The sequence below is a fragment of the uncultured Sulfitobacter sp. genome (assembly GCF_947497275.1).
Lineage (GTDB): Bacteria > Pseudomonadota > Alphaproteobacteria > Rhodobacterales > Rhodobacteraceae > Sulfitobacter.
Genome location: NZ_CANMFS010000001.1, coordinates 387,476 through 403,854, shown reverse-complemented (window position 1 = coordinate 403,854; position 16,379 = coordinate 387,476). Strand labels below are relative to the sequence as shown.

17 protein-coding genes are annotated in these 16,379 nt (G+C 62.6%); 16 read left to right on the top strand and 1 reads right to left on the bottom strand.

What is annotated here, in order from left to right; translation table 11 throughout:
- Positions 1-25 precede the first annotated feature (25 nt).
- The 3 genes from pyrC (at position 26) to Q1A06_RS01905 (ending at position 3,386) form a co-directional block, all read left to right on the top strand.
- Positions 26-1,057, top strand: a complete 1,032-nt coding sequence (pyrC, locus tag Q1A06_RS01915) for a dihydroorotase (protein WP_299558095.1) — start codon at positions 26-28, stop codon at positions 1,055-1,057.
- A 13-nt stretch (positions 1,058-1,070) separates the two neighbouring features.
- Positions 1,071-1,748: an orotate phosphoribosyltransferase gene (locus tag Q1A06_RS01910; protein WP_299558093.1), complete on the top strand. Its 678-nt coding sequence runs from the start codon at positions 1,071-1,073 to the stop codon at positions 1,746-1,748.
- 141 nt (positions 1,749-1,889) lie between these two features.
- Positions 1,890-3,386, top strand: coding sequence for a replicative DNA helicase (locus tag Q1A06_RS01905; RefSeq protein ID WP_299558091.1), 1,497 nt, complete (start codon positions 1,890-1,892; stop codon positions 3,384-3,386).
- Between the two features lie 168 nt (positions 3,387-3,554).
- On the opposite strand, the gene Q1A06_RS01900 is transcribed toward Q1A06_RS01905, so the two are convergent.
- A complete protein-coding gene (locus tag Q1A06_RS01900; protein ID WP_299558089.1) occupies positions 3,555-4,880 on the bottom strand; it encodes a dienelactone hydrolase in 1,326 nt (441 codons plus the stop codon).
- 136 nt (positions 4,881-5,016) lie between these two features.
- On the opposite strand from Q1A06_RS01900, the gene Q1A06_RS01895 reads away from it, so the two are divergent.
- From Q1A06_RS01895 to Q1A06_RS01835, 13 genes are all read left to right on the top strand, one after another.
- Positions 5,017-5,805 carry a DUF1194 domain-containing protein gene (locus tag Q1A06_RS01895; protein WP_299558087.1) on the top strand — a complete coding sequence of 263 codons (789 nt, stop codon included), beginning with the start codon at positions 5,017-5,019 and terminating at the stop codon, positions 5,803-5,805.
- Between the two features lie 45 nt (positions 5,806-5,850).
- The gene (gene alr, locus Q1A06_RS01890; RefSeq protein WP_299558085.1) at positions 5,851-6,885 is read left to right on the top strand and encodes an alanine racemase; all 1,035 of its coding nucleotides are present in this window, start codon (positions 5,851-5,853) and stop codon (positions 6,883-6,885) included.
- A 5-nt stretch (positions 6,886-6,890) separates the two neighbouring features.
- Complete coding sequence (locus tag Q1A06_RS01885) at positions 6,891-7,346, top strand: paraquat-inducible protein A (protein ID WP_299558083.1); 456 nt, start codon at positions 6,891-6,893, stop codon at positions 7,344-7,346.
- A 133-nt stretch (positions 7,347-7,479) separates the two neighbouring features.
- Positions 7,480-8,280, top strand: a complete 801-nt coding sequence (locus Q1A06_RS01880; protein WP_299558081.1) for a DNA repair protein — start codon at positions 7,480-7,482, stop codon at positions 8,278-8,280.
- Positions 8,281-8,355: 75 nt separating this feature from the next.
- Complete coding sequence (radA, locus tag Q1A06_RS01875; RefSeq protein ID WP_299558079.1) at positions 8,356-9,723, top strand: DNA repair protein RadA; 1,368 nt, start codon at positions 8,356-8,358, stop codon at positions 9,721-9,723.
- A 27-nt stretch (positions 9,724-9,750) separates the two neighbouring features.
- Entirely contained in the window at positions 9,751-10,308 is a 558-nt protein-coding gene (locus Q1A06_RS01870) for a CvpA family protein (protein ID WP_299558077.1), read from the top strand.
- Between the two features lie 75 nt (positions 10,309-10,383).
- Positions 10,384-11,511, top strand: coding sequence for a PAS domain-containing sensor histidine kinase (locus Q1A06_RS01865; RefSeq protein ID WP_299558075.1), 1,128 nt, complete (start codon positions 10,384-10,386; stop codon positions 11,509-11,511).
- 109 nt (positions 11,512-11,620) lie between these two features.
- On the top strand, positions 11,621-13,105 hold the full coding sequence (gene purF, locus Q1A06_RS01860; RefSeq protein WP_299558853.1) for an amidophosphoribosyltransferase: 1,485 nt from the start codon (positions 11,621-11,623) through the stop codon (positions 13,103-13,105).
- 287 nt (positions 13,106-13,392) lie between these two features.
- Positions 13,393-13,785: a hypothetical protein gene (locus Q1A06_RS01855; protein ID WP_299558073.1), complete on the top strand. Its 393-nt coding sequence runs from the start codon at positions 13,393-13,395 to the stop codon at positions 13,783-13,785.
- Between the two features lie 115 nt (positions 13,786-13,900).
- On the top strand, positions 13,901-14,167 hold the full coding sequence (locus Q1A06_RS01850) for a pilus assembly protein PilZ (RefSeq protein WP_299558071.1): 267 nt from the start codon (positions 13,901-13,903) through the stop codon (positions 14,165-14,167).
- Positions 14,168-14,208: 41 nt separating this feature from the next.
- Positions 14,209-14,859 (top strand): SDR family NAD(P)-dependent oxidoreductase, encoded by a 651-nt coding sequence (locus tag Q1A06_RS01845; RefSeq protein ID WP_299558069.1) that lies wholly within the window; start codon positions 14,209-14,211, stop codon positions 14,857-14,859.
- 61 nt (positions 14,860-14,920) lie between these two features.
- Positions 14,921-15,706, top strand: a complete 786-nt coding sequence (gene surE, locus Q1A06_RS01840) for a 5'/3'-nucleotidase SurE (RefSeq protein ID WP_299558067.1) — start codon at positions 14,921-14,923, stop codon at positions 15,704-15,706.
- Entirely contained in the window at positions 15,703-16,365 is a 663-nt protein-coding gene (locus Q1A06_RS01835; RefSeq protein ID WP_299558065.1) for a protein-L-isoaspartate(D-aspartate) O-methyltransferase, read from the top strand. The genes surE and Q1A06_RS01835 overlap by 4 nt, the downstream gene beginning before the upstream one ends.
- Positions 16,366-16,379 lie beyond the last annotated feature (14 nt).

Here is a 16,379-nt window from a genome sequence, read left to right as displayed (position 1 = left end):
CGGACGGCGTGCTAGCACCGCGCCCATGACCCAGACACATACGATCCGCCGTCCCGATGACTGGCATCTCCACCTGCGCGACGGCGACATGCTGCGCGCCGTATTGCCCTACACCTCGCGCGATTTCGCCCGCGCGATTATCATGCCCAACCTGGTTCCCCCCGTTGTCACCGCCGCCGACGCGCGGGCCTACCGTGACCGGATTATTGCCGCGATCCCGGGAGCCGATGATTTCACACCGTTGATGACGCTTTATCTGACCGAAGACACCGACCCCGCCGATGTCGCGGCTGCCCATGCCGACGGATTGATCGCGGCGGTCAAACTCTATCCCGCGGGCGCAACAACGAATTCCGCCTCCGGTGTCAGCGATTTTACCAAGGTCGCCGCGGTGTTCGACAAGATGGCCGAAATCGGTCTGCCGTTGTGCACCCACGGCGAGGTGACGGATGCGGATGTCGACATCTTCGACCGCGAGGCGGTTTTCATCGACCGGGTTCTCGAACCGATCCGCCGCGACCATCCCGGCCTGCGCGTGGTGATGGAACATATCACGACGTCCGACGCAGTTGATTACGTCAAGACCGGTGACACCAATCTGGCCGCCACGATCACCACGCATCATCTGGTGATCAACCGCAATCACATTCTCGCTGGCGGGATCAAGCCCCACTATTATTGCTTGCCGGTGGCCAAGCGCGAGACGCACCGCCTTGCCCTGCGCGCCGCCGCCACCTCCGGCGATTCCTGGTTCTTCCTTGGCACCGACTCTGCCCCGCACACCGACGCCAACAAACTGCTGCCCTGTGGCTGTGCGGGCTGCTTCACCGCGCCCAATACGATGTCGATCCTTGCGGAAGTCTTCGAACAGGACGGCGCGCTGGACAGGCTCGAAGCCTTCACATCGCTCAACGGCCCCGCGTTCTATGGCCTGCCGCCCAACGAGGCGACGCTCACGCTGATCCGCGAGATGCCGGATTACCCCGCCCACATCGACACAGCCGACGGACCGGTCACTGTTTTCGATCCCGCGATGCCGCTCAACTGGAGCGTTTGAAGGAGCTTTGCCCATGATCCCCTCATCCTATCCCGACGCGCCGGAAATGGCGCGCCTGACCGCGCGCATGCTGCTGGAAATCAAGGCGGTGAACTTCAACACCGATACGCCCTTTACGCTGGCCTCCGGCCTGCCCTCGCCCAGCTACATCGACTGTCGCAAACTGATCTCTTACCCGCGCATCCGCGCGACGCTGATGGATTTTCTGACCGTCACGGTGATGCGCAACGCAGGCTTTGAGGCGTTCGACAACATCGCCGGCGGCGAGACCGCTGGCATCCCGTTTGCAGCCCTCGTGGCCGAACGGTTGGCGCTGCCGATGACTTACATCCGCAAGAAGCCAAAGGGCTACGGCAGGAATGCGCGGATCGAGGGCGATATGAGCGAAGGTCAGCGCGTTCTGCTGGTCGAGGATCTGACCACCGACGGCGGGTCAAAACTCAGCTTTGTCGACGCGATCAGAGAAACCGGTGCGTCATGTGCGCATACCGCCGTGATCTTTTACTATGACATTTTTCCAGAAACGGAAAAGACCTTAGGCGATCATGGCGTTGCGCTGCATCACTTGTGTACCTGGTGGGACGTTCTGGCAGAGGCGAAAGCACAGGACGCCTTCCCGGGCGCCACGCTGGACGAAGTGGAAAAGTTCTTGAAATCGCCGCGCGAATGGCAGGAAGCAAACCGGCGCTAACCCCTACAGGTTGACGCAGCGACCGGTTTCACCGCAAGATGTAGAAGGCTGCCGCCGTCAGCTTGTTATCCACAGAAATATACAGTTTGCGGCAGCGCCGCCCGTTCGCTATGACGGCTGCGGGTCAAACAGGGGCGGAAAATGAACGAAATCGCATCGATGAACACCACTGGACTCGCGGTGCAGGCACCCGAAACCATGCCCCATTCCATCGAGGCCGAGCAGCAGCTTCTGGGTGCGATTCTCACCAATAACGACATCTACGATCGCGTCGCCTCGATCATCGGCCCGCGCCATTTCTACGATCCCGTGCACGCCCGCATATTCGAGATCGCCGCCGCGCGGATCGCCAAGAACAACCTCGCCTCCCCGGTGACGCTCAAGGCGTTCATGGAGGATGACGAAGGCCTCAAGGAGCTTGGCGGTCCGGCCTATCTGGCCCGTCTTGCAGGTGCTGCGATCTCCGCCTTTGCGGTGCGCGATTACGCGCAGATGATCTATGATCTGGCCGTACGCCGCGATCTGATCGCGCTGGGGCGCGACATCGCGGCCAAGGCGGCGACGGTCGATGTCGCCAGCGAGCCCCGCGAGCAGATAGTCGAGGCCGAACAGCAGCTTTACAAACTGGCGGAACAAGGTCAGGTCGAAAGCGGTTTCCAGAGCTTTCTCAAAGCGGTAACGGACGCAGTTAATGTCGCCAACGCAGCCTACCAGCGTGACGGCGGCCTGTCGGGGGTGTCCACCGGCCTGATCGACATGGACAAGAAACTCGGCGGCCTGCACCGGTCGGATCTTCTGATCCTTGCGGGTCGTCCGTCCATGGGCAAGACATCCCTCGCCACCAATATCGCCTTCAACGTGGCGAAGGCGTACAAGCGCGGACAGCTTCCCGATGGGACCGAGGGCGCGACAGATGGCGGCGTCGTCGGCTTTTACAGCCTCGAGATGAGCGCGGAACAGCTGGCCGCGCGCATCCTGTCCGAAGCCGCCGAGATCCCGTCGCAGCAGATCCGCTCGGGCGATATGACAGAGGCCGAGTTTCGCCGGTTCGTCGATGCCGCCAAGGCGCTGGAAGCCTGCCCACTCTACATCGACGACACCCCCGCCCTGCCGATTTCTCAGCTTGCCGCCCGTGCCCGCCGTCTCAAGCGGACGCACGGCCTCGATGTGCTCATCATCGACTACCTGCAGCTGGTACGTGGCACCGGCAAGAACGAGAACCGCGTCAACGAGATCTCCGAGATTACCATGGGCCTCAAGGCCATCGCCAAGGAACTGGACATACCCGTGATCGCCTTGTCGCAGCTTTCGCGCCAGGTGGAAAACCGCGAGGACAAGCGCCCGCAACTCTCCGATCTGCGCGAATCCGGCTCGATCGAGCAGGACGCGGATGTGGTGATGTTCGTGTTCCGCGAAGAATATTACAAAGAGCGTGAAAAGCCCGGCGATCACGAGCTGGACAAGATGGCAGTCTGGCAAGAAGAGATGGAGCGCCTGCACGGCCGCGCCGAGGTGGTGATCGGCAAACAACGCCACGGCCCCATCGGCACCGTCGAGCTGAGTTTCGAGGGCCGCTTCACGCGCTTCGGCAACCTTGTGAAGCCGTGGCAACAGGGCGGTGACGAGCGCGAGTTCTGAGCCCGCGCACCGCTAACGGGCTGCGGCGCGCGCAATTCCGCCTTCCGATAACGCGTACCGCGCGGCACAGACCGTTCGTGCCACGCGCCCGGACAGACACGCCACCGCCATAAATCGGACGGCGGCGTGAGAGAACATGATCCGCACACGGCTCATACGTCGAATGCCTTACTCGGGCGTCTTCGTCTCATAGACTAGCCCTTTGGCCGTACCCTCGGGAAAGCCTTTCCAGTAGGTATGATCCTCTTTCACCGTGCCGTCCTCGTTCATCGACCAGACCCCGTCGTTCGAGTTTTCTACGAGATCGAGGTAGGCACCTTTTTCCGCCTCACCCTTGAGGTGCTCGTCCATCCACGCGGTGACGAAATGCTGCGCGATGTTGTTCATGCGCGCGGTGTTCCAGACGGCATCGGTGTAATGCTCGGAAATGTTGAACCCCTTATCCTCATTGAAATAAAAGCTCTCCTCGGGGGCCGGCATCGGCGCTCCGGCGTTGTGACCCGCATTTGTATAGGTCAGCAGCGCGGTCGGAACGCCTGTCACGTTCTCCCACAGTGCCCGCACGCCGTTCTCGTACAGCGACGTGCCGTCCTGTGATCCGGCAATGAACAGCATCGGGATCTGCACACCGGCCAGCCCTTCGGCGTTCCAGAAACCGGTGTTCATGCCCCAGGGGCCAAAGGCCACGGCTGTCTTTATCCGGGGATCGGGCAACGCCTCGTGGCTGTCCGATCCGGCCTGGTGGATGGCAAGTGTGCCGTGCGGCGCGCCCCACGCATAGCCGACAGATGTTTCAGTCACACCACCGCCCGCAGTGATCACCGCGCCGTATCCGCCCATCGAATAGCCGATCAGCCCGGCATTCTCCGCGTCATAAAGCCCGGCGAATTCGCCGTCCGCGCCGGCCATCTGCGCCATCTGTTCCAGCACAAAAAGCTGGTCGAGCGAGCGGTTCACCAGCGTCGAACCAAAGGCCGCCTGCGTGCGGTAGGTGCTGTCGGTGTGGTCAATCGACGCGACCACATAGCCCTTCGAGGCAAGGTTTTCCGCCAGATGGGACAGCAAAAAACGGTTGCCGGGATAGCCATGGCTGATCAGGACCAGCGGAAAAGGGGCGTCGGGTGTCGCTGTGGCTGCGTCGCGCATGGCCTGCCCGGTCAACGTCACTTCGGTGGAGCCGTCACGCAGGAACGCGTTGAATTCCGTCGCCCCTGACGCACCGTCCGCCGCAGGGTACCACATCTCGACCGTCAAAGGCCGGTCATAGCGCGGCATTTCCGCCGGCTTCTCGGCAGCTGAATCAATCGCAAGAATGTCGATCTGGTCGGGATTGACCATCTCCAGTTTCCGCATGCCGACATTCATATCGCCGTAGGCTGCCAATTCCGGCGCGTTGGGCAATTGCGTATCGATGCGGTTCTGCGCAACCGCGGGCGCACAGGCGAGCGTCGCGGCGATCGCGACTGTACCGAGCTTTATTTGCGTTGTCGTCATGGGTGGGTCCTCCTCCAATGTTCGCAGCAGCTTAAGCGTCCCGCGCCGCAGCACAAGTGCAGGTTGCAAGACGTGGTCGCGCCACCTGTCCTGTTTGTGAATGGACAGACCCGCAGAACTCTGGCCCAATACCACGATGATCCGATTGCTGATCCTGTGCGTCGTGGCCCTGCTCCCCGCGTCCCTCGCGGCGCGCGAAGTCGATATCGAGCTGGTATTGGCCGTCGACGTATCGCGCTCGATGTCTCCCGCAGAGCTTGAAATTCAGCGGCGCGGCTACGCCGAGGCGCTCATCTCCCCCCAGGTCGTGAACGCGATAGAGGCGGGCCTTCTGGGCCGCATCGCCCTCACCTATGTGGAATGGGCCGGCAGCGGTCGCCAGCGGGTCGTCCTGCCCTGGACCGAAATCGCCACGGGCACCGATGCCGCTGCGGCTGCGCAACGGATCTCAGCACAGTACACCGACAGCCTGCGGCGCACGTCGATCTCCTCGGCGCTGCGCTTTGCCGCAGACAGCATCGCGGCGAACGACTTTGACGGGTTGCGCCGGGTGATCGACATTTCCGGCGACGGCCCGAACAACACCGGCCTGCCCGTGCGCGCCGCACGCGACGTGGTAACGGCGCAGGGCATCACCATCAACGGCCTGCCCCTGATGACCCATGACCCCCTGAGCGCGCTTTGGGGCATCGAAGATCTGGACGTCTACTATGCCCGCTGCGTGATCGGCGGTCCGGGCGCATTCGTTCTGCCGGTCTATGAATGGTCGGGCTTTGCGGATGCCGTGCGGCGCAAGCTGGTGCTCGAAATTGCAGACGCCGTGCCATCCGCGCAGATCGTCAGGGTGCAGACCCCCGCCCCCTACGATTGCATGATCGGTGAAAAGATCTGGGAGGAAAACCGCGGCTATTTCATGTCTCCGTAGTCGCGCGGTCTTGACGAGGCTGGCTACATTGTCAAAACCGTCACCATGAGTACCGCAACCCTCACTATTGATCTGGGCGCCGTCGTCGCAAACTGGCGCGCTCTGGCGCAGATCGCACAGGTCGAAACCGCCGCTGTCGTCAAGGCGGATGCCTACGGCCTTGATGCCGCCCGCGTCAGCCAACACCTCGCCGCCGCAGGTGCCCGCCGGTTTTTCGTCGCCGCCGCCGAAGAAGGCGTCGCGCTACGTCGCACGCTGGGGCCCGGCCCCCGGATCGGGGTATTTTCGGGGCATATGGCCGGAGACGCCGAGAAAATCGCCGGCGCCGATCTGGAACCGATGATCAATTCCGTCGACCAGATGCTGCGCCATGTCGAGGCGCTGCCCGGGCATCCGTTCGGTCTGCAACTTGACACCGGCATGAACCGGCTGGGGATGGAGCCTGCGGAATGGTCCGCCCTGCGCGACATCGCGCTGGCGCAGAACCCGACGCTGATCATGTCGCATCTCGCCTGCGCCGACGATCCCGATCACCCGATGAACGCGCGACAACGCCGCATGTTCGACGATTTGACCCAAGGGGTCGACGTGCCGCGTTCGCTCTCCGCGACCGGTGGCACCTTGCTGGGCTCGGCCTTTCACTACGACATGGTGCGGCCCGGTGTTGGGCTTTATGGCGGTTTGCCCTTCGTCGATGCGCAACCGGTGGTCACACTCGACATTCCCGTCATCCAGATACGCGAGGTGACGACGGGCGAGACGGTCGGCTACGCCAACAGCTGGACCGCCCCCCGCCCCGCGCGCATCGCCACGGTTTCCGCAGGCTACGCCGATGGCCTTATCCGCGCGATGGGGGACGGTGCCACGATGACCCACTCAGGCCGCAAGGTGCCTGTCGTCGGTCGGGTGTCGATGGACCTGATTACGGTCGACGTGACCGATCTGGAGGGAAACCCCGAAAGCCTGCAATTGATCGGCGCACACCAATCCGTCGATACGGTGGCCGAATTTGCAGGCACCATTGGATACGAAATCCTCACGGCACTCGGCAGCCGCTACACCCGCACCTGGAAGACCTGAGACCCGTGCAACGCACCCTGCTGCGGACCGCGAACCTCGCGCTGCTGGTGCTCTACCCGGTTGCGTGGTCGGCGCCGCTGATGCGGGCGGGGTTGCTGCCGCTCTTCGGTCTGAGCGAGATTTCCGTTCTGTCCGGCGTGCGATCACTTTGGGAAACGGACATGTTTCTTGCCGGTGTCGTCGCCGCCTTCGCGCTCGCCGCGCCGTACCTCAAGACAATCGGTCTGGCACTGCGTCAATTCGGTCTGCTCGGCCCGCGCACCGACGCCGTACTGGAGGCCACCGGCAAGCTGGCGATGGCGGATGTTTTCCTGATCGCGCTCTATATTACGGTGATCAAGGGAATCGGTGTCGGGCGCATCGAAATCGCCTGGGGGTTGTATCTTTTCACGTTCTCCATTCTCGCCTCCATCTGGATCGGTTGGAAAACGCGACAATTAGCGAATCATTGGTCAAATTAGGTGCCCAATTTGAAACAGTGCGCGTTAATACGGTCTGACCACGGTTAATTACTCCTTTGCAGACGGCGCGCCGCACCCTAAATTGGGTCCAGTCGGCGTGTTCTTGCCGACGGTAGCCCTTCAGGGAAGTTTGATGCACCACGTAAAAGCCTTTGGCTTTCTTGTTCAGTACCTCATGCAGCGTCTTGCGCTGTTGTTCTTCGCGGCTTGTGCGGCCGCATTGACCACCGCCACAATCATGGCTGCCCTTGGCTTCTGGTCGTGGATCGACCTGCCCCTGACCTATGGCGGTACGCCTGTCGAAAACGCCGGCATGTACGTACAGATCTTCGCAACGGTGCTTGCCGCCGGCATCTGTTTTTTCCTGCCCGCAAACGCACGCATTCTCAAGCTGGAGACGTCACACCGGTCCTTCCGGATGTCGATGGACGATGTCGCGCGCGCCTATGCCGCCGTGCACGCCGCGGACCGGGGTCATGTATTCCAGTTAAGCTCCGAATTTGATGCCGTGCGCGAACGCCTTGCCTACCTGCGCGACCACCCCGATCTGAGCACCCTCGAACCCGCGCTTCTCGAAGCGGCGGCACAGATGAGCCACATCAGCCGCGAATTGGCGGATGTCTATTCCGACGAGAAAATCGGCCGCGCCCGCAGTTTCCTCAAGCAGCGTCAGGAAGAGGTCAACCTGTTCAACGAACGCCTTGATCAGGCCAAGGCGATCTCGACCGAGATGAAGCACTGGTTGCATGAGGTGGAACTGGAAGAAAGTGTCGCCGCAGCGCAGCTTGCCCGGCTGAGCGAAGAGATGAATGAAATCCTGCCGCAGCTCGGTCGCGAGACGCCGCTGCGTATCGAACCTGAAGGCGACGCAGAACCGCTTGATCCCACCGCACTCGACAACGGCGTGTACGAATTGCCCAAAGCCGCCGAATAGGGTCCGCGTCCGGACCAGACGTCACTCCGCGCGATTTCCTTTGACCCCGCCGCGCGCCTTCGGCATCAACGCGCAATGGCAAAAACACCCACCACATTCACCTGCACCGCCTGCGGTGCGTCCTTTCCCAAATGGTCGGGCCGCTGCGACGCCTGCGGCGAATGGAACACCATCGTCGAAGACAAGGGCATAAGTGCCGGGCCGCCCGCGAAATCGCTCGGCGCGCGCCGCGGATCGTCAATGGCCCTTCTCGATCTCGCGACCGAAGAAGCGCCACCGCCGCGCACGCTTTCGGGGCTGGGAGAGCTGGACCGCGTTCTGGGCGGCGGGCTTGTCGCCGCCTCGGCGATCCTCGTGGGCGGCGATCCGGGCATCGGCAAATCGACGCTTCTGCTGCAAGCCGCCGCGGCTTTCGCCAACAAGGGTCTTGGCGTCGTCTACATCTCGGGCGAGGAAGCCTCCGCGCAGGTGCGTATGCGCGCACAGCGTCTGGGCCTCTCCAAAGCCGCCGTCAAGCTGGGCGCCGAGACCAACCTGCGCGACATCCTCACCACCCTGGACAAGGAGCGCCCCGCGCTGGCCATCATCGATTCGATCCAGACGATGTGGGCTGACAACGTCGAGAGCGCGCCGGGATCGGTGTCGCAGGTCCGCGCGTGCGCGCATGAACTCACAGCCTTTGCCAAACGCACCGGCACCTCCGTCATACTGGTGGGGCACGTGACCAAGGAAGGCCAGATCGCAGGCCCCCGCGTCGTCGAACACATGGTCGATACAGTCCTCTATTTCGAGGGCGAGCGCGGCCACCCCTTCCGCATCCTGCGCTCGGTCAAGAACCGCTTCGGCCCCGCCGATGAGATCGGCGTATTCGAGATGACCGGGCGGGGCCTTGCCGAAGTCACCAACCCTTCGGCGCTGTTCCTGTCCGAGCGCGGCCAGCCCGCCGCCGGATCCGTCGTCTTTGCCGGGGTCGAAGGGACGCGCCCGGTGCTGGTCGAGATACAGGCGCTCGTCGCGCCCTCCCCGCACTCACAGGCCCGCCGCACGGTCGTCGGCTGGGACGGTGGCCGCCTTGCCATGATCCTCGCGGTCCTAGAGGCGCGCTGCGGCATCCCGTTCGCGGGGCTCGACGTCTATCTCAACGTCGCGGGCGGGCTCAAGATATCCGAACCCGCCGCAGATCTGGCCGTTGCTTCGGCGCTTCTGAGCGCACGCGAGGACACCGCCCTGCCTGCGGAAACCGTTGTATTCGGGGAGCTTAGCCTGTCTGGCGCGCTTCGCCCCGCGACCCAGACCGAAAACAGGTTGAAAGAAGCGCAAAAACTTGGTTTTACCACCGCAATCGCACCCAAAGGCGGCAAGGCCGTGGGAGTCGACGGGATCACGCTGCGGCCGATGGCCGATCTGACGGGATTTGTGGGTGAAATTTTTGGTGCCGGTTGACGCGCCCTGACGAAAGGCTTGACGAGCATGGAAGGTTTTACCCTCATTGACGGCGTTGTTGCGCTGGTCATTGTGATGTCGGCTCTGCTGGCCTACGGACGCGGCTTTGTCCGCGAACTGATGGCGATTGTCGGTTGGGTCGCCGCAGCAATGCTGGCCTATCTGTTCGCCCCGCAGGTCGAACCTTTGGTCCGCGAACTGCCCGTGGTTGGCGAGTTTCTGGCCGACAGTTGCGAGCTGTCCGTGATCGGCGCGTTCACGCTGGTGCTGGCGGTGACGCTGGTCATCGTGTCCCTGTTCACGCCGCTCTTTTCCTCGCTCGTGCAACGCTCCGTTCTCGGCGGCTTCGACCAGGCGCTGGGGTTCATCTTTGGTGTCGCACGCGGCATCCTTCTGGTTGCCATCGCTTTCTTCGTCTACTCGACCGTGATGTCGGGCCAGCAGTTCACCATCGTCGACGACAGCCGCTCTGCTCTCGTCTTCGGGCGCTTTGCCGATGACATCCAAAATTCCGACCCCGATCAGGCGCTCGGATGGATCACCGGAAAATACGAGGACCTCGTGTCGACCTGCACGGCGGAATAGCGTTTCCGGGACGTCGGTTCAGACTTCGTTAAAGTCTTATTTGCTATCGTTCCCTTAAGAAGAGAGGGAGCGTCCATGGCCTTCGATGATCTGTTTGCGGTTCTGGATTGTGTGCCGACCCCCGTCTTCGTGATGGATGTGCTGGAAAGCGGCCTGCCTGTCTATGCGTTCTGCAACCGTGCGACCCTTGCGCGAATAAAGCGTCCGATGTCCGATTTCACGGGTCTCTCCACTGTTCAGGCGTATGGATCCGCGTTCGGACAACCGGCGCTGGACGAACAGCGCAAAACCATCCTTGCCAAGACACAGCGTTCGTACGAGTTCGAATTGCCGTTCGGGAACGGTCTTGGCATCGTGCGCACCACTCTCAACCCGTTGATGGACAGCAATGGCCGGGTGTACCGCCTGATCGGCAGTTCGCAAGATATATCCGCCGAGTGGATCGCGCAGCGCGCCAAGGTCAAACAGGAAATTATCGGCAGCGAGATCGAGCAATTTGTCACGATGGCGGCACATGACCTGCGGGCACCGATGCGCAATGTTTCGATGCTGGCCGAAATGCTGAGCGAAAACTTCGAGGATCAGGGCGACGGCAAGGTCGAGTTGATCAATCTGCTGGAGGAAACATCGGTCAAATCGCTCGCGCTGATCGACGACATAATGTCGCACGCTTGCGCCATCTCGGCCCCGGAAACCAGTGAACAGTTCGATCTGCACGATCTGACCGTCGATCTGATGCAGGTGCTCGATCCGCAGAACGCCCATCGGATGACCTGCGCAAGCGTGCCCCTGCTGGGGGAGAAATCGACCTTGCAGATCATTCTGCGCAATCTGATCGAAAACGCGATCAAACATGGCGCGCGGGACAGTCTGATGTTGCAGTGCTCTGCCCGGATACCCGCAAAAGGCTGGATCGAGGTGACGCTGGACGACGACGGCGCAGGCTTCGCCAATCCGGGGCACGCCTTTCTCGACACCGGCACCTTTCGCGTCGACAGCGGCTATGGCCTCTTGGGCATACGCCGACTTATTTCGGCGCGCAACGGCACCATCGCCGCATCGAACTGCAGCGCGCATGGTGGCAGCACGGTTCGCTTCACGCTGCCGATGGGCACACTCACTGAGCAGGCGAACAGCACTCCACCGCACTGCGCCCCTTCCCAGCCAGCATCGCACATCCGATTAGCACGTCGGGCGAACTAATACCGATCTCACGCAATCGCGTCGTGACTCTTTGCCGCCGCTGCCGTAATACGCCCATACCCTTGTAGGCTGCAGGAGCACTCCCTTGTCCCACGTCCCGCCCAAGACCATGCCCCCCGCCAACCCCTTCGACACATCCTATCTGACGGATGCTGGCGACGACGACAAACTGAAGGAGGAATGCGGCGTTTTCGGGGTCGTCGGGGTCGCAGATGCGGCCAATTTCGTCGCACTTGGTCTGCATGCCTTGCAACACCGAGGCCAGGAAGCAGGCGGCATCGTATCCTACGATGACGAGGCCGGCTTTCAGTCGGCGCGCCGTTTCGGCTATGTCCGCGACAATTTCACCAGCGAAAACCTGATGAAAACCCTTCCCGGCGCGCTCGCCATCGGACATGTGCGCTACTCCACCGCCGGCAGCAAGGGCCCGACCGCGATCCGCGACGTACAGCCCTTCTTTGGCGAGTTCGCAATGGGCGGTGCTGCAATCGCACATAACGGCAATATCACGAATGCCGAATCCCTACGCCGCGAATTGATCGAGCGCGGCTCGATCTTCCAGTCGTCCTCCGACAGCGAATGCATCATCCACCTGATGGCCCGATCGCTCCAGCGTAACATTCCCGAACGGATGGAAGACGCGCTGCGCCGCGTCGAGGGCGCATTTTCCGTCGTCGCGATGACTCGCACGAAACTGATCGGCACCCGCGATCCAATGGGCGTGCGCCCACTTGTGCTGGGCCGCATCGGCGAAGGCTGGGCGCTCAGCTCCGAGACCTGCGCGCTTGATATCATCGGCGCCGAATTCGTGCGCGAAATCAAGCCGGGCGAGATGGTCGTAATCACCGACAAGGGCGTCGAATCGCATTTCCCTTTCCGCCCCCAGCCGTCGAAATTCTGTATCTTCGAACATGTCTATTTCTCCCGCCCCGACAGCATTCTGGGCGGGCGTTCCGTTTATGAAACGCGCGAAGCCATTGGCCGCGAGCTTGCCAAGGAAAGCCCCGTCGAGGCGGATCTGGTCTGTCCGGTCCCCGACAGCGGCACGCCGGCGGCGATCGGATTCAGCCTGCAAAGCGGCATCCCCTACGCGATGGGCATCATCCGCAATCAATACATGGGCCGCACCTTCATCGAACCGACAGAGCAGATCCGCAACATGGGCGTGCGCCTCAAGCTCAACGTCAACCGCGCGCTGATCAGGGGCAAGCGGGTCATTCTGGTCGACGACTCGGTTGTGCGCGGCACCACCTCGCGCAAGATCAAAGAGATGATCCTCGACGCAGGCGCAGCCGAGGTACACTTTCGCATCGCCTCGCCGCCCACCGCCTGGCCCTGTTTTTATGGCGTCGATACCCCCGAGCGCGAGAAACTCCTCGCCGCGACCATGTCCGAGGATGAAATGTGCGAGCATCTGGGCGTCGACAGTCTCAGGTTCATATCGCTCGACGGGCTTTACCGTGCCGTCGGCGAAGCGGACGGGCGCAAGAAGTCCTGCCCGCAATACTGCGATGCGTGTTTTTCAGGCGAATACCCCGTGGTTCCAGCCGACCAGATCAAGAACGGCTTCGAGATGAAACCGGCAGCCGAGTAACCTCGCGCGGTGAACGCAAGATGGCTTGGCGATCTGTCTGGCGCCGATACGATACCTCGTCGTGTTCCTGTTGCGGCGCTTCGCGGTCTTCGGCCTGTTCCGGGCTTGCCGCGTACAAATTGCGCTGAGTAGCACAAGGGGCCAGATCGAAACTGGCCTATGCGCCGGTGCCCGGCGAGATCGTGGTATCCCGCCTGACACCAGATCGCGCAAGTACCGGGCCGCACACTGATTGATCGCTGACCCTCGATGCACGATCTGTCATCGCCTGTGATAGGGTTGCTGCCATGACCGACCCCTTTGCCCAGACACTGGCCGCCTGGCCGCCCGCCGCGTCGACAAAATTCGGCGTTGCCCGGGGCCTGATTCTCAGCGCCGCACACCACGCAAATGCAGGCCAGATCTGCGAAAGCCTCAAATGGGGCCAGCCGGCGTGGCGCCCCACCCGTCCGCGTCAGGCCACCACCTTGCGGGCCAACTGGTCGGATAAATCGCCGCAGACCCTGACGCTCTTCGTTGACTGCAGAACAAGGCTCGCCGCCACGATGCGCGACATCTATCCGCATGATTTTGTGTACGAATCCAGCCGTGCGCTCAATCTGTCGCTGGACGCCGACCTGCCCGCACAGGCTATCGACCATCTCGCCCGGCTTACCTTCACCTACCATCGCACCCGCTGACAGGCACCCTTCCGCGCACCCTGTGGCAGGCGTTCGCCGACCGGCCCGCCGCCCCTTTAACCCGGTCGCGGCCTCGCATAGCTGCACTGCAGCACAAAGGCCCACAGGAGACACCATGACCACCCCCACCGACGGCACCCCGACGCCCGAAAAGGTAATCGAACTTGCCACGAAAAACGCAAAACTGGAACGGACGGCCCTGATCGGCGTATTCGGTACCGAAGGCGCGTTTCAGGCCCTGATCCGCCTGCCCAAGGGCGATATCGCCAAGGTCAGCGTCGGCGACAGCGTCGCGGGTGGCAAGATCGAAGCGATTGCCGCCGACCGTGTGATCCTGTCCCGGCTGGGCGGTCAAAAGGTTCTGTCCCTGCCGCAGGGCTAAGTCCCCTTGACGCCGCGCGCGCGCCGCAGCATATCGCCCCCATGACACAAACCGCATTGATCACCGGCGCATCGCGCGGCCTGGGTGCTGCGCTCGCCGAAGCGTTGGCCCCTACCCATCACATCATCGCTGTCGGTCGCACGGTCGGCGCGCTTGAGGCGCTCGATGACCGCATCCAGGCCAAAGGCGGCAGTGCAACACTGGCCCCAATGGACGTGACCACCCCTGCGGCGATGGCCACGTTGTGTCGCGGTATCCACGATCGCTGGGGTACGCTTGATCTTTGGCTGCACACGGCGGTGCACGCGGCCCCTCTGGCCCCGGCCCCGCACATCGACGCCAAGGATTTCGAAAAATCAGTTGCCGTCAACGTCACCGCAACCGCAACGCTGATCACCTACGTCGCGCCGCTGCTGGGCGCCGCCGGACAGGCGGTGTTTTTCGACGATCCCGCCGCCGGTGCCAGGTTCTTCGGCAGCTACGGTGCGACCAAGGCGGCCCAGATCGCCCTTGCACGCAGTTGGCAGGCAGAGACCGCCCGTATCGGACCCCAGGTACACATTCTGACGCCCGCGCCGATGCCCACGGCCACCCGCGCCCGGTTCTACCCTGGTGAAGATCGCGCCGCTCTGGCCGATCCCCAGTCGCAGGCCGCGCGCCTGTGCGCCGAATTCGAGAAATCCGGTCAATAGGCGGAGCCTTGCTTGCCGCCCGTCGCCACCTCGCCTATCAAGGCAGGAAAGGAGCGGTTCCATGCGCATTCTCATCACCAATGACGACGGCATCAACGCCGCGGGTCTCGCGGTTCTGCTCGGAATCGCCGAAGAGCTCGCAAGCCCCGACGGCGAAGTCTGGACCGTGGCCCCCGCGTTCGAGCAATCGGGTGTCGGTCACTGTATCAACTACACAAAGCCGACCCTGATCACCAAGATCGCACCGCGCCGGTACATGGCCGAAGGCAGCCCAGCCGACTGTGTGCTATGCGCACTGTATGACCCGATGAAAGACGCAACGCCCGACCTGATCCTGTCTGGCGTGAACCGGGGCAACAACGCGGCTGAGAATACGCTTTATTCCGGCACCATCGGGGCTGCGATGGAGGGCGCGTTGCAAGGGTATCCCTCTATCGCTCTGTCGCAGTTCTACGGCCCTGCCAACAGTGCGCTCGACAACCCCTTCGAGGCCGCCGTGCAGCACGGTGTCGCCGTCATCCGGCGCATCCTCGCACAGCCCAAGCCTGACGCTGCCGATTACACTTTGTTCTGGAACGTGAATTTCCCACCCGTTCCCGGCGCGGAGGTCAAGGGCATCCGCCTCGCACCGCAAGGACGCAGACCCGGCGTCAATTTCTCCACCATCCCGCATGACGCGCCCAACGGGCGACGGTTCCTGTGGATCGGCGGCGGAAACCAGCAAATCGCCCCGCCCGCCGGCAGCGACGCCGCCGTCAACCTTGACGGTTATATCTCGGTCACTCCGATGCGCGCTGATCTGACCGCGCATGACGTGTTCGATCTGATGGCGGACCTCGATACATGAACCACGACCCCGATATGGTCAGCGACGCGGAGCGCAAGATGCAGTTCCTCTATGCGTTGCGCTCCAAAGGGGTCACCGACAAGACCGTGCTCGAAGCGATGGAGGCGATCGACCGCGGTCCTTTCATCCGTGGCCTGTTTGCGGGCCGCGCCTACGAAGACATGCCGCTACCGATCGCCTGCGGCCAGACGATCAGTCAACCCTCGGTCGTGGGCCTGATGACACAGGCGCTGCAAATCACGCCACGCGACAAGGTACTCGAAATCGGCACCGGATCCGGCTATCAGGCCGCGATCCTGAGCAAACTCGCCCGCAGGGTCTATACCATCGACCGGCACCGCCGTCTGGTGCAGGAGGCGCGCACCGTCTTCGAGGCGCTCGATCTCAACAACATCACCGCGATCACCGCCGACGGCAGCTTCGGCTTGCCCGAACAGGCCCCCTTCGACCGCATCATCGTGACAGCAGCGGCCGAGGACCCTCCGGGTCCTCTTCTGGCACAACTCAAGGAAGGCGGCATCATGGTTCTGCCGGTCGGCCAATCGGACGCCGTACAGCACCTGATCCGCGTACGGAAAACCGCCGATGGCCTGGAGTATGACGAAATGCGCGCTGTCCGCTTCGTTCCGCTTCTCGAAGGGTTGGGCAAGGACACATAATCTGGTATAGACGA